The sequence below is a fragment of the Sphaerisporangium krabiense genome (genome assembly GCF_014200435.1).
Classification (GTDB): domain Bacteria; phylum Actinomycetota; class Actinomycetes; order Streptosporangiales; family Streptosporangiaceae; genus Sphaerisporangium; species Sphaerisporangium krabiense.
In genome coordinates this window covers 5,370,245-5,383,459 of sequence record NZ_JACHBR010000001.1, presented here as the reverse complement: position 1 = coordinate 5,383,459, position 13,215 = coordinate 5,370,245, and the positions used below count along the sequence as shown (strand labels likewise).

Annotated in this window: 11 protein-coding genes; 7 read left to right on the top strand and 4 right to left on the bottom strand. The window is 71.1% G+C overall.

Annotated elements, in window-relative coordinates:
• Positions 1 to 15 precede the first annotated feature (15 nt).
• Entirely contained in the window at positions 16 to 486 is a 471-nt protein-coding gene (locus BJ981_RS23640; RefSeq protein WP_184616350.1) for a MarR family winged helix-turn-helix transcriptional regulator, read from the bottom strand.
• Between the two features lie 134 nt (positions 487 to 620).
• On the opposite strand from BJ981_RS23640, the gene BJ981_RS23635 reads away from it, so the two are divergent.
• The 3 genes from BJ981_RS23635 (at position 621) to BJ981_RS23625 (ending at position 4,759) form a co-directional block, all read left to right on the top strand.
• On the top strand, positions 621 to 1,415 hold the full coding sequence (locus tag BJ981_RS23635; protein ID WP_184613849.1) for an SDR family NAD(P)-dependent oxidoreductase: 795 nt from the start codon (positions 621 to 623) through the stop codon (positions 1,413 to 1,415).
• Positions 1,416 to 1,726: 311 nt separating this feature from the next.
• A complete protein-coding gene (locus BJ981_RS23630) occupies positions 1,727 to 3,874 on the top strand; it encodes a SpoIIE family protein phosphatase (RefSeq protein WP_184613847.1) in 2,148 nt (715 codons plus the stop codon).
• A 48-nt stretch (positions 3,875 to 3,922) separates the two neighbouring features.
• Entirely contained in the window at positions 3,923 to 4,759 is an 837-nt protein-coding gene (locus BJ981_RS23625) for an aldo/keto reductase (protein WP_184613845.1), read from the top strand.
• A gap of 85 nt (positions 4,760 to 4,844) precedes the next feature.
• On the opposite strand, the gene BJ981_RS37555 is transcribed toward BJ981_RS23625, so the two are convergent.
• On the bottom strand, positions 4,845 to 5,366 hold the full coding sequence (locus BJ981_RS37555; RefSeq protein WP_204069998.1) for a ClpX C4-type zinc finger protein: 522 nt from the start codon (positions 5,364 to 5,366) through the stop codon (positions 4,845 to 4,847).
• 79 nt (positions 5,367 to 5,445) lie between these two features.
• On the opposite strand from BJ981_RS37555, the gene BJ981_RS23615 reads away from it, so the two are divergent.
• The 3 genes from BJ981_RS23615 (at position 5,446) to BJ981_RS23605 (ending at position 9,829) form a co-directional block, all read left to right on the top strand.
• Positions 5,446 to 7,287 (top strand): alpha/beta hydrolase domain-containing protein, encoded by a 1,842-nt coding sequence (locus tag BJ981_RS23615; protein WP_184613842.1) that lies wholly within the window; start codon positions 5,446 to 5,448, stop codon positions 7,285 to 7,287.
• Positions 7,288 to 8,792: 1,505 nt separating this feature from the next.
• On the top strand, positions 8,793 to 9,116 hold the full coding sequence (locus BJ981_RS23610; protein ID WP_184613841.1) for a hypothetical protein: 324 nt from the start codon (positions 8,793 to 8,795) through the stop codon (positions 9,114 to 9,116).
• A gap of 236 nt (positions 9,117 to 9,352) precedes the next feature.
• Positions 9,353 to 9,829, top strand: coding sequence for an ATP-binding protein (locus tag BJ981_RS23605; RefSeq protein WP_184613839.1), 477 nt, complete (start codon positions 9,353 to 9,355; stop codon positions 9,827 to 9,829).
• Between the two features lie 3 nt (positions 9,830 to 9,832).
• On the opposite strand, the gene BJ981_RS23600 is transcribed toward BJ981_RS23605, so the two are convergent.
• Positions 9,833 to 10,471 (bottom strand): HD domain-containing protein, encoded by a 639-nt coding sequence (locus BJ981_RS23600; protein ID WP_184613837.1) that lies wholly within the window; start codon positions 10,469 to 10,471, stop codon positions 9,833 to 9,835.
• Positions 10,472 to 10,772: 301 nt separating this feature from the next.
• On the opposite strand from BJ981_RS23600, the gene BJ981_RS23595 reads away from it, so the two are divergent.
• Positions 10,773 to 12,191, top strand: coding sequence for a sensor histidine kinase (locus BJ981_RS23595; protein WP_184613835.1), 1,419 nt, complete (start codon positions 10,773 to 10,775; stop codon positions 12,189 to 12,191).
• Here BJ981_RS23595 and BJ981_RS23590 read toward each other — a convergent pair.
• Complete coding sequence (locus tag BJ981_RS23590; protein WP_184613832.1) at positions 12,179 to 13,195, bottom strand: glycoside hydrolase family 113 protein; 1,017 nt, start codon at positions 13,193 to 13,195, stop codon at positions 12,179 to 12,181. The two genes, BJ981_RS23595 and BJ981_RS23590, sit on opposite strands and share 13 nt — an antisense overlap.
• Positions 13,196 to 13,215 lie beyond the last annotated feature (20 nt).

Here is a 13,215-nt window from a genome sequence, read left to right as displayed (position 1 = left end):
CCGCCAGGGCCCTCCTCAGGCCCGCTCGCCTTCGAGGGCGCGGGCCAGGGACGCCAGTTCGGGGACGCCGGCGGCCGCGTTCAGGCTCGCGGCGAGCACCGTGTCATGCGTGGGGCGCGCGACGGCGAGGAGCGCGCGGCCCGCCTCGGTGACCTCGGTGTAGATGCCACGGCGGTCGGTCGGGCACAGGTAGCGGCCGAGCAGGCCGCGGTTCTCCAGACGGGTGACCAGCCTCGTGGTCGCGCTCTGGCTCAGCACGATCGCGCCCGCGAGCTGCTGCATGCGCAGGTGGTGCTCGTCCTGGCGGGAGAGCACGTCCAGGACGGCGTACTCGATCACCGACAGGTCGTGCTCGCGCTGCAAAGCCTTCTCCAGGGCGTCCTCGATGCGGGAGTGGAGCGCCGCGAGCCTGCGCCAGCCCTGCGCGCGGGTCTCCGCGGCATCCTCGGCGCCGCGGGCCGCGGGGACCTCATCGGGGAGCGACATGACGGCCTCCAGATCGAGACATGACATCCCGCATCCTACCGGACAAGCGCCGCTATACCGCGCTTGCAATTACCGGCGTGCGCAATTATTGTCGGCGGTCGATGCAGGCACGCGCAACCGTCGGGAGTCATGGCATGCAGATCGATCTCAAAGGCCGCACGGCGCTGGTCACCGGCTCCAGCGCGGGCATCGGCACCGCCATCGCCACCGCACTCGCCCGCGCCGGCGCCCGGGTGATCGTCAACGGGCGCGACGAGACCCGCGCGCGCGAGACCGCCGCCCACATCACCGAGCTCACCGGCAACCACCACGTCCACGCCATCGCCGCCGACGTCGCCACGGCGCAGGGCGCGGACGTCATCACCGCCGCCGAGTCCGAGGTCGACATCCTCGTCAACAACGCGGGCGTCTTCGCGCCCACCCCCGTGTTCGAGGTCAGCGACGGGGAGTGGCGGCGGTACTTCGAGGTCAACGTGCTCAGCGGCATCCGGCTCGCCCGCCACTACGTCCCGCGCATGACCGCCAAGGGCTGGGGGCGCGTCGTGTTCATCAGCAGCGACTCCGCCGTGCTTCCCCCGACCGAGATGGTCCACTACGGCATGACCAAGACCGCCCAGCTCGCCGTGTCCCGCGGCATGGCCCAGGCCGTCGCCGGCACCGGCGTCACCGTCAACTCGGTGCTCGCCGGGCCCACTCTCACCCCCGGCGTCGAGCAGTTCATCACCAGCATGATCGGCGAGGACGTCCCCTTCGACGAGGCCGAGCGCCGTTTCATCACCGAGGAGCGCCCGACCTCCCTCATCCGCAGGCTCATCCGGCCCGAAGAGATCGCCAACCTGGTCCTGTACCTGAGCTCCGATCACTCCTCCGCCACGACCGGCGGGGCCCTGCGCGTCGACGGCGGCGTCATCCCGACCTTGATCCCATGACCCCGCCCCGGGCCCCGCTCCGCCCGCCCGTCCACCGTCGCGCGGGCGGCACGATGCCGATTTTGGCGACGCCTTCCGCATTTGTTGCCCGGCCTTTGCGGCAAGCCCCCCCGATGTGCTGGCTGTTACCTCGGCGCGGCCATATTGTCCTCTTGTGGGCGATTTGCGATATTCGTGGTGCGAAGCCGAGCCGGGGGGCGGCCGCGGCCGGGGACACCCGTGCCGCACGCCCACCCACCATCGGGCGGTCAGCGGGCAGGCCGCCCGCGCCCGCCATGCCCGCCGCGCCGCCGGCCCCGACGGAGATGCCGATGAGCGGGCCGGCTGACGACACCGCCCACAGCGTGTTGCTGGACGAGGAGCTGGGGGCGGCGGTGCGCCGCACCGGGGCCTCGGGCGGCGCCGTCTACCTGCTCACCCGGCAGGAGCCGGTGCTGGCCCTGGCCACGCTGTGCGGTCCCCTCCTGGAGTTCGCGCTCCCCTGGCGGCGCCTGCCGCTGGACACCCCCGCCCCGATCACCGACGCGGTGCGCGAGAACCATCTGGTGTGGATCGGCCACCAGGAGGCCCTGGCCCGCCGGTATCCCCGCCTGGCCGCCGCCTTCCCCCACCAGCTCTCGGTCGCCGCCGTCCCCCTGTCCGGCGGCCGGCGCCGCTGGGGGGCACTGCTGCTGATCTGGCTCGACGAGCATCCGCCCGAGCTCACCCCGCGCGAGCGCACCACCATCGGCGCCAGCGCCCGGCGTCTGACCCGCGCGCTGGACGACGCCGCCCAGCTTCCCGTCATCCCCGAGCAACCCAGGATCGCCTCGCTGGACCGCCCGCAGGCCGCGCAGCCGAGCCTCGCCGCCATCGACTTCGCCGAGCGCCTGCCCGGCGCCCTGGCCCTCGACCTGGAGGGCCACATCACCTTCGTCACCACCCGCGCGGCCGACCTCCTCGGCCGCAGCCCCGACCAGCTCCTCGGCACCCTGCCGTGGCAGTCGCTGCCCTGGCTCGACGACCCCATCTACGAGGACCACTACCGCACCGCGGTCGCCACCCGCGAGCCGGTCTCCTACTCCGTGCTGCGCCCGCCCGACCAGTGGCTCGCCGTGCAGCTCCACCCCGACGCCTCCGGCATCAGCGCGCTCATCACCCCCGCGCACGCCGGGCAGACGCCGCCCGCCGCGCCCTCGCGCAGCGTTCCCGCGTCCGGCATCGCCGGCGTGGGGCGGCTGTACCAGTTGATCCACCTGGCGGCCGCGCTCACCGAGACCGTCGGCGTGCAGGACGTCGTCGACCTCATCACCGACCAGGTGCTCCCCGCCTTCGGCGCCCAAGGCATGGTCCTGAACACCCTGGACGCCGGCCGTCTGAAGATCATCGGCTACCGCGACTACGATCCCCGGCGCATCGAGCTCCTGGACGGCCTGCACCTGGAGACCGACCTCACCCCCGTCGGCCACGTTCTCGCCAGCGGCACCCCCGCCTTCTTCAGCGCCCCCGAGGAGATGGCCCGCGACTACCCGCAGGCGCCCGCGATCAGCGGCAAGCAGGCGTGGGCGTTCCTGCCGCTGATCACCTCCGGCCAGCCGGTCGGCTGCTGCGTCCTCTCCTACCGCCACCCCCACACGTTCACCGCCGACGAACGCGCCACCCTCACCTCGCTGGCGGCCCTCATCGCCCAGGCACTGGACCGCGCCCGCCTGTACGACGCCAAACACTCCCTGGCCCACAGCCTCCAGCAGGCGCTCCTCCCGCACATCATGCCGGTCATCCCCGGCCTCACCGCCGCGGCCCGGTACCTGCCCGCGAGCCACGGCATGGACGTCGGAGGCGACTTCTACGACCTCATCCGCCTCGACGACTCCACCGCCGTCGCGGTCATCGGCGATGTCGAAGGGCACAGCGTCACCGCCGCCGCGCTGATGGGCCAGGTCCGCACCGCCGTCCACTCCCACGCCACCACCGGCGCGCCCCCCGAGGAGGTGCTCGCCCGCACCAGCCGCGTCCTCGCCGACTTCGAGTCCGACCTGTTCGTCTCGTGTCTCTACGCCCACCTCGACCTGGCGGGCGGCCGTGCCCGCCTGGCCAGCGCGGGCCACCTGCCCCCCGTCCTGCGCCACGCCTGCGGGCGCACCGAGGTGCCCGGCATCCCCGCCGGCCTGCTGATGGGCATCGACCCCACGACCACCTACGAGAGCACGGAGATCTCCATGCCGCCGGGCACGCTGCTGGCCCTGTTCACCGACGGCCTCGTCGAGAAGCCCGGCACCGACATCACCGACAACATCAACGACCTGGCCACCTTGCTCGTGCACGCCCCCAACCCGGACGTGGACGCCCTCGCCGACATCCTGGTCCGCGACGCCACCCAGGCCGTCAGCCGCGACGACGACATCGCCCTTCTGCTCATCGCCACCGACCCGTCCGGCGACGACGCGGATGCGTCCTCCGGACGGAATACGGCAAGGTAGGCGGTGGACAGCTGCAGTGACGAGACCAAGTGAGGTCAGGCGATAACCATGTCTTTCGAGTCATCCGTCCCCGAGGTCAGGCTGAACAACGACGTGCGGATTCCGCAGCTCGGGTTCGGGGTCTTCAAGGTGCCCGAGCAGGAGACGGCGACCGCGGTCACCGCCGCGCTGGAAAGCGGTTACCGCAGCATCGACACCGCCGCCGTCTACGGCAACGAGGCGGCCGTCGGCGCGGCGCTGGCCGAGTCGGACGTGCCCCGTGACGAGATCTTCGTCACGACCAAGCTCTGGAACGACGCCCAGGGGTACGACGCGGCGCTGACCGGTTTCGACGAGAGCCTCGCCCGGCTCGGGCTCGACTACGTCGACCTCTACCTGATCCACTGGCCGGCTCCCGCCAGGGACCTCTACCTCGACACCTGGCGCGCCTTCGAGAAGCTGTACGCCGACGAGCGGGTCCGCGCGATCGGCGTGTCCAACTTCCAGCCGGCCCACCTGCGGCGCCTGCTGGAGCACACGGGCGTGGTCCCCGTCCTGAACCAGATCGAACTGCACCCCTACCTCCAGCAGGAGGAACTCCGCGCCCTGCACGCCGAGCACGGCATCGCGACCGAGGCGTGGAGCCCCATCGCCCGCGGCGGCGCGCTGCTCCAGGACCCGGTGATCACCTCCATCGCCGCCCGGCACGGCAGAACCCCGGCCCAGGTCGTCCTGCGCTGGCACATCCACCTGGGCAACATCGTCATCCCCAAGTCGGTGACGCCGTCCCGCGTCAAGGAGAACATCGACATCTTCGACTTCTCCCTCACCCCCGAAGACCTCGCCGCCATCAGCACCCTCGACAACGGCACCCGCACCGGCCCCGACCCCGACACCTTCAACTGACCGCCCCCCGCCCGCCGGCGAGGGCGATCGCGAGAAAGGCGACGGGCGGGCGGCAGTGGAGGGGGTGTTCAGGGGGAGGGGGTGATCAGGGGGCGTCGATGTCGGCGGCGAAGCGGTCCCAGGCGGCTTGGCGGGAGATGCCGAGGGCTTCCCCGATCTTCGCCCATGTGACGTCACGGTCGCGAAGGATGCGGACCCATGCCCGTAGGTCGCGTTCGGCCTGCTCGACGGTGCGGGCCTGCCGGGGCAGGACGGCGAGCAGATCGTCGTCGCTCATCCCGGAGATCCACTCGTCCGCGTCCGCATACGGCCCAAGGTGCACCCGCCGGACCCGCCGCGCCGGTTCCCACCCGACTCCCCCGTCCGGCTCCCCACCGATCGGCTCCTCGCTCTCCCCTCCGACCTGCTCCTGCTCCCCTCCGGCCGGCCTCGGCTCCTCACACTCCCCACAGACCTGGTGGCAGAGAGACACGCAGGTGTCGCAGATGTTGACGCCCGGGCCGGCGATGACCGTCGCCGCCTCGGAGTGAGGCCTTCCGCAGAAGGAGCAGCGGGTCGCCAGTTCGGTGATCGGCGTCACCTGACGGATGCGCTTACTTCGCGTCACGCGCCAACCATGCCACTATCCGTCTCATCTGTCAGCTCTGCCTTGACAAGCAATCCCGTCAAGGGCAGGCTGACAAATCATGATCCACGACGCACGGCACAGCTCCATGGGCGTTCCCGCCCTGTATCGCGTTCCCAGCCACAGCGGGCGCGGCCGTGCGTTCGAGGCTAGTGGCATCGACGTGACGGCCCTGGGCTACACGGAGGAAGAATTCCTCCTTAAAGGCACCGCTTTCTCCTACCGGGATACGACCACGGCACGCTCCCACGGAAGCACCGGCCCCACCCACCGGAACACCGGCACCGGCGCCGTGACCGTCCACGCGCAGGCGCCGTACGTCACGAGAATCCTCGTCCGCACGCCCGCGCGGCGGGAGCGGTTCGCCGGAACGGTGCTGGTCGAGTGGCTGCACGTCGCCGATTTCGTGGACGCGGGCGTCGAGTGGAGCTACACCTACCCCGAGCTGGTGCGGCGCGGCATGGCCTGGGTGGGCGTCTCGGCGCAGTGCGCCGGGGTGACCGGCAGCCCCCGCCCCGTCCAGGGTCCGGCTCCCGGCGGGCTCATGGCGTGGGACCCGGAGCGGTACGGCCGGCTAGAGCACCCCGGGGACGACTGGTCGTACGACATGTTCTCCCAGGCGGGCCGGGTGGCACGTGACATGTTCCCCGGCGCGCGGCTCATCGCGGCCGGGGTATCGCAGGCCGCCTACCGGCTCACCACGTACATCAACAAGATCGACCCGCTCGATCGGGTCTTCGACGGGTTCCTCGCGCACAGCCGGGTCGGGGCGGCGGCGCCGCTCGCCTTACCGGACCGGCCGGAGAGGACCGACTGGCGGCCGGTGCCGTTCCGCGACGACCTCCGCGTGCCCGTCCTGGCCCTTCAGACCGAGACCGACGTGGTCACGCTGGGGTACATGGCCGCCCGACAGCCGGACGGCGAGCGCTTCCGCCTGTGGGAGGTCGCCGGCGCGGCGCACAACGACACTTACATCGACGCGGCCACCAGCGGCGCGGTCACCTCCGCCGTACTCGCCTCCGGAGCCCTGCCCGGCCTCGCCTCCGGCGCCCTCCCGCACCACCCCCATGAAACCTTCCCCGGCCGCACCCACGACCCCCTCCCCGGCCTCGCCCCCGGAGCCCTCCCCGACCGTCGCCCCCACGGCCCCGGCCACACCTCCGAAACCTTTCCCGGGTTCACGTCCAGAGCCCTCCCCGAACCCGCTTCCGAAGCATTCCCGGGGCGCCCTTCGGGAGCATTCCCGGGGCACCCTTCCGGTGCATTACCGGGGCCCGCTCCCGAAGCATTCGCGGAGCCCGCAGCCGGAGCATTCCGAGGGCCCACCGGCGGATCTTCCTCAGGACGCACAGGTTCATCCCGGGGTCTCACCAGTGGATCTTCGCCTGATCTCGCCGCCGGATTCGCCGCCGGCCCCGCCGCCGGGGCCGCCGCCATGGCCGCCGCGCTGGCGCCCCGCACCCGGGCCTGCGGCCTCGACTTCCCCTATCTCGTCAACTCGGCGCCGCAGCACCACTACGTCGCCAAGGCCGCGCTGTACCACCTCGACCGGTGGATCCGCGACGACATCCCCCCGCCGCACGCGCCCCGCCTGGCCACCGTCTCGGGTTCGCCGCCCGCTCTGGTCCGCGACGCCTACGGCAACACCCTCGGCGGCATCCGCACCCCCTGGATGGACGCCCCCACGGCCGTCCTCACCGGCATCAGCCCCGACGACGGCCTCCTGGAACGCCTCTTCGGCCTCACCGTCCCCTTCTCGAAGGAGATCCTCGCGACCTTGTACGCGGACGACGCCACCTACCGCGCGGCCTTCACCAAGGCCACCGACACCGCCGTCCACGAAGGCTTCCTCCTCGACTCCGACGCCCCCTTGATCAAGTCCTGGCCCTCCCCACCCAGGTGACCGCCGCGCTCCCCCCTGGCCGGGCAGTGAGGCGGCGTACCGGCGGCGTGGGGCGAGCAGTGAGCGCGCCAACTGCCCGACTGCGGACGGAGTCCCGGGCCCGCTGAAAGTCACGCTCGCAAGTACGAGGCTGACGCACCCGACCGCCCCCGACCCGCAGTTCGCGCACCCCGCAGTCCCCCGCACCCCACAGCGCGCCGTTGGTTGTGCGCAGTCCACCATGCGCCGCAGCCGTACGCCGTAACCGGATGCTGTCCGCCGGGCGCCGTCCTGCCGCGCAGGATTAGCCGGGCGCGGTGCACCGGGACGCAGTCCGCCATGCACCCTCGGCCATACACGGTTCTCTGGATGGTTGAGGTGTGTTGAGCCCACCCGTGCGGCACCGTCGTGGCCGAGCACCGCGATCCCACCCATAACTGCACGCACCAAGAGACCCGGAGCAAACAGCGAACCGCGTACGACCAATAGTGCGCAACAGACTGCACGGCAGACCCCCTGAGGTGTGTTCAGCCCACCCGTGCGGCACCGTCGTGGCCCAGCACCGCGATCCCACCCATAACTGCGCGTACCAGAAGAACCCGGGCAAACGGCGAACCGCGTAGGACCAGTGGTGTGTGGCGGACCGCACGACAGACCCCGTGCGGCCAACGGTGCAGGACAGACCCCCGTGCGGCCAACGGTGCGCGGCAGACTGCACGGCGGCCCGTGTGCGGCCCACCGTCTCAACCGCCAAACCCTCCCTCACGAAGACCAAAACCAACAGGGATCAAAACGCGAGGAACCACTGGCGATCACGCCGGCAACCTCTGAACATCCCGCGCCGACTTCACACGGTCTCGCCCTGCGTGGTCCTCGCGCAGTTCACCCTGTGCCCGCCGTCGGCTGGTGCGCCCAGTTATGGGTGGGATCGCGGCGCCCAACCACGACGGCGCCGCACGGGTGGGATCAACACACCCCAACCACCCAAAGAACACCCCCCAGGCGCCAAGCCCCCTCACAAACAGCCACGAGAACACGGGTCAAACCGCGAGAAGCCACTGGCGATCACGCCGCCGACCACCGAACCTCGCGCGCGGAATCCACGCGGCCTCGCCGTACACGCACCCCGTGCCGTCCGCCATACGCCCGCCACCCGCCTATGCGCGCAGTTATGGGTGGGATCGCGGCGCCCAGCCACGACGGTGCAGCACGGGTGGGCTCAAAACACCCCAACCATTCGAAGCTGCGGCTGCGAAAGCCCCGCCTTCTTCCGGCAGCGACGCAATTCACTGCCGAAGAAAGCACCGGGGCCGGCGTTCGGATCCAATGCGCGCTCTCGGCCACCAAACCCCCCGTCATCCCGAGAATCCGCTTTTCCGGGAGTCTCGCATACGCCGACCGACAAAGCGGGCCGGAACGAAGACGTGATCCGGACAACCATTTGTCGGCGGACTGTCATTACTTTCCGTTACTCGCGGTCACGCTGGGCAGAGATGCTGAGGTCACACGTGACGGGGTGCCCGTCCTTGTTCACGGTGTCGAGTGAGGAGGCAATCTTGCCGAGGGGCAGGCACGAAGAAGGAAGGGGTACGCCCGAACCGGTGCGACGGCGGTGCTGGGAGCCGGAGGCTCGGGCGGAGGCGGCGCGGCTGGGCGCCGCCGAACCCGGATGGGTGATCTTTTATGGGGTCTGGAGCCGGAGGTATTACGCCTTCGCGATCAAGAAGGGGGTCGAGCCGGCGATGGTGGACGCACCGATCGCGCGTGTTCTCCGGCTGTTGATGCGCGACGCCGAGGACCCGGACGGGGGCTCCGATGAACGGAGTATCGGGCGCGCCGTCGAATCGTGAGGTCACGGCGTCGGAGCGCGAGAACAAGATCGAGTTTACGCTCGCTTGACAGTTCGCGATCTATTGCTTTTCTCCATCGATTTCTGTCGGAGCCCACCCCCGGGCGAACAGCATAAACCTGGACAGAGTACTGTTTCCGGGTCATAGACGGCGCGGGCTACCCCAGCGGGCGGGGAGGGCTGCTCCCCGGGCCGCCTCTCGTAGCGACAGGCCATCCGCACCAGACAAGGACTCTCATGATCGGCACACCGGACGGTCCCCAGACCGTGTGCTGGGACATCCCCATGGACCCCGCCATCCTCGCCGACGTCCGTGGCAGGCTCCGGCGCACGCTGACGGAATGGCGCCTCGGCGGCTCGCGGGACCTGGCGGACGACATCGTGCTGGCGGCCTCCGAGGTCCTGAGCAACGCCGTGCTGTACGGTCTGCCACCGATCAAGCTGACGGTCCGCGTGAGCGACGACATGTTCTGCGCGGAGGTGACCGACCACGGCCGGGGCCGCCCCGAGCGCAAGGTTCCCGTGATCGACGACGCCCTGGACGCGGAGGACGACAGCGAGCACGGCCGGGGGCTCGCCATCGTGGAGGCGCTGTCGGACGAGTGGGGCGTCCAGCCGGTCGACGACGGGGCCGCCAAGACCGTCTGGTTCCGCAAGAAGTGCCCCTTCCCCGCCAAGCCGGGCGACGATCCCGCCGGCCTCGACGGCCGCTGAGCGCTACTCGGGCCAGGCCGAGTCGCGGATGACCTCGACGAAGTCGATGTGGCGGTAGCCGGGGACGAAGTGTTCGAGGACGTCGGCGTTGACCGTGCCGAAGGTGGTGTCGGGGCGGTCCTTGAAGCCGTCGGTGAAGGCGGCGAGGATCCGGCGCTTGAAGTCGGGGCGCGGGTGGGCGGCGGTGACCGCCTCGATGTCGGCGGGGTCCAGGGCGTCGTATCCGATGCCGAGGACGTCGGTCTCCACCCCGGCCGTGACCAGCGCCACCTCCGGCTCCAGGCGGTAGGGGATCTCGGGCGTGGTGTGCAGGGCGATGCCCTCCCAGACCTTGCGGGCGCTCTCCTCGGGGACGCCGTGCGCGCGCAGGAAGCGGCGCGCCTCGTCGGCGCCGTCCAGCTCGAAGCGCTGGTCGGTGCGCCGGTAGGTCTCGGTGAGCCCCAGGTCGTGGAACATGGCGCCGACGTAGAGCAGTTCGGGGTCGGCGGTCAGCCCGAGCCTGCGTCCCTGGAGGCGGCCGAACAGGTAGACGCGGCGCGAGTGGTCGTACAGCAGGGGCGGCGCGGCGTCCCTCACGAGCTCGGTGGCCTCGGCGGCGAGGGCGGAGTCGGGGATTTCGATGCCGGCGATCGTCTCGCTCATGGGAATGCGCTCCTGACGTGTGGACGGACGGCCTCGAGGTGCTCTCCCGTCAACTTTCGCAAGGAAGTGGCCTCCGCGGCCCCACACGCCGGGTCGCGTTCGGCACAGAAACCGGCATCAGCGCCCCGGCGCCACGCGAAATGACCAAGCCGGCGCAAAGCACAGGCAATGAATGCACATAATTTCCCGGCTGATCAGATTTTGAGTCTCATTTTAACAAAGTTGGAGACTTAACTGGATGTATCACGACGAAGAAAAAGGAGAGTAGCCCCGGAGTAGGGCTTCCCAGGGAGTTGAGTCAGTGGCAGTCCGCCTACGGCCCCAGTCCATCCAAGGGCGCTTCACGCTGATCGCGGCCATCGCGGCCCTGATCCTCTTCGGGCTGCTCGGGGCGGGGATGGCGGGCACGGTGCGGATGAAGACGCAGGACGGCATCTTCCGGGACACCCAGAACGCCGCCACCGACTGGGCCGGCTCCCTCGATCCCGCCACCGTGCCGCGGACGACCCACGAGAGCGGCGTCACACTGCTCCAGCTCGTCGACTCCCACGACCGGGTGAAGGCGGCCACCGAGGCGGCGAAGGACCTGCCGCCGCTGAGCCGCCTCCGTCCTCCGGAGACCAGCCGTATCAAGAACGAGATCGTGTGCGCGCGGGACGAGGGATGCCTCCTCGTCACCGCCGTCCGCGTCCCTCCGCTGTCGTCGCGCGTGCTGTGGGCCGGCGAGCCGCACTACGTCTTCGCGGGCAAGGCCGAGCCGCCCCTGCTCACCGCGCATCGCCTGGAGCTCCTCACCGCCGTCTGCGTCCTGCTGGCCACGGGCCTGACGGCCGGGGCGGCCTGGTGGGTGGTGGGACGCACGCTGCGCCCTGTGGCCGCGATCCGGGCCAGGACGGCCGAGATCAGCGTCAGCGACCTGAGCCTGCGCGTGCCCGAGCCGCCCGGGGATGACGAGATCGCGCAGCTCGCCCGCACCTCCAACGAGACGCTGGCCCGGCTGGAGCAGGCGGTGGAGCAGCAGCGCCAGTTCGCCTCCCTGGTGTCGCACGAGCTGCGCTCCCCCGTCGCGGCCCTGCACGCGCACCTGGACGAGGCCCTGATGTACCCGGAGGACGTGGACACGCGGCAGACCCTCCAGAGCGCGCTGGCGGCCACCCAGCGGCTCACGGCCATCATCGACGACATCCTGGTGCTGGCCCGCATGCGCACCACCAAGCGCTCCGGCCCCGAGCCGATCGACCTGAACGCGCTGGTGAGGACCGAGGCGGCCAACTGCCCGCACACCCCGCCCGTGTACACCCACCTCCAGGACGAGATCACCGTCATGGCCAGCCGGATCTCGCTGGTCAGGGTCGTGGACAACCTGCTGGTCAACGCGCAGCGGCACGCCGAGAGCCGGGTCGACGTGACCACCTCCCGGTCGGGCGACCAGGCCGTCCTGACGGTGGCGGACGACGGCGACGGCATCGCGCCGGAGGACAGGGAACGCGTCTTCGAGGCGTTCGTGCGCCTGGACGACGGCCGCCGCCGCGACCCCGGCGGCAGCGGTCTCGGCCTGGCCATCTGCCGCGCGATCGCCTCCGCGCACCACGGCACGCTCACGATCGACGACTCCCCGCGCGGCGCCCTTTTCGTGCTGCGCCTGCCCCTGAGGAAGACCAAGCCGATCCTCGCCCAGCGGCTCGCGCTGAGACGCGACCCCGCCGCTCAGGCGCGGTAGGCGTCGGCCATGGCGTGGAAGACCTCCTTGGGTTCCCAGGCCATGTCCGGATAGGTCGTGCCCATGCGGTCCTCCAGGACCTTGACCACGCCGTAGGAGGCGAGGTCCAGGTCGTACCGGGGGTCCTCGCGGTGCGGGTGACCGTAGGAGGCGAAGGTGAACCAGAACGCGGCGTCCACCCCTTCGGCCTCGAAGACGGGCAGCAGTTCGCGCAGGTAGGTCACCTGCTCGGACTCCTCGCGCCGGAGGTCGCCCGCGAGGCGGTGCGGCTCCCGGGAGCGGTCGACGACGGCCCAGGCCATGCCGCCGCGGTCGGCGGCGCCCTCGTAGGCGCAGGTGCCGAACTCGGTGACGACGACCGGCTTGCCGTGCCGGAAGTGCCGCCGCAGGGTCTTCGCGTAGGTGGAGGCGGTGCGCCGGTCGCGGTAGCTGTCGACCGAGACGATGTCGAACGGCGTCCAGTCGACCCGCTCCCAGGGGCCGGAGGCGTACGTGACCCGGCCGCCGAAGTGCTCGCGGGCGACGGCGGCGGCCTCGGCGAGGAACGCGTTCACGCCGCGGGGCACCCGCGCCAGGCGGGCCAGCCGCCACGGCCTTCTCGCGATGCCGGAGAGGTAGGCGATGCGCTCCTTGTACGTCGGGCCGGGGATCCAGCCGGCGCCGAACAGGCTGAGCTCACAGCCGAGCACGAGCACCACTTCGGCGCCCTCCGCGCGCACCTTCTCGGCGCGCCGGGCGCAGTCGGCGAAGTACGGCAGCATCTCGGCCGGGCCCATCTCGCAGGGGAACGGCGAGAACCAGACCTCCAGCCCGGCCCCGGCGGCGTGCCGGGCGGCGATCTCCAGGCGTTCGGGCAGTCCGCCCGAGACGCGGACCGCGCCGCAGTGCAGGTCCTCGGCGATGACGCGCATCTCGCGCCGGACGGTGGCGGGGTCGAAGTTCTCGCGCGAGGTCGTCCCGCCGGGCAGGAACCCGGTGTCGTAGTTGATGCCTTTCACGCGCATGGGAAGCCCTTCGCTGGTGC

Bases quoted from the DNA above. Each gene is read 5' to 3' on its own strand.
- BJ981_RS23590 (WP_184613832.1), bottom strand. From the start codon at position 13,195: ATGCGCGTGAAAGGCATCAACTACGACACCGGGTTCCTGCCCGGCGGG.
- BJ981_RS23625 (WP_184613845.1), top strand. From the start codon at position 3,923: ATGTCTTTCGAGTCATCCGTCCCCGAGGTCAGGCTGAACAACGACGTG.
- BJ981_RS23640 (WP_184616350.1), bottom strand. From the start codon at position 486: ATGTCGCTCCCCGATGAGGTCCCCGCGGCCCGCGGCGCCGAGGATGCC.
- BJ981_RS23630 (WP_184613847.1), top strand. From the start codon at position 1,727: ATGAGCGGGCCGGCTGACGACACCGCCCACAGCGTGTTGCTGGACGAG.
- BJ981_RS23605 (WP_184613839.1), top strand. From the start codon at position 9,353: ATGATCGGCACACCGGACGGTCCCCAGACCGTGTGCTGGGACATCCCC.
- BJ981_RS23635 (WP_184613849.1), top strand. From the start codon at position 621: ATGCAGATCGATCTCAAAGGCCGCACGGCGCTGGTCACCGGCTCCAGC.
- BJ981_RS23600 (WP_184613837.1), bottom strand. From the start codon at position 10,471: ATGAGCGAGACGATCGCCGGCATCGAAATCCCCGACTCCGCCCTCGCC.
- BJ981_RS23615 (WP_184613842.1), top strand. From the start codon at position 5,446: ATGATCCACGACGCACGGCACAGCTCCATGGGCGTTCCCGCCCTGTAT.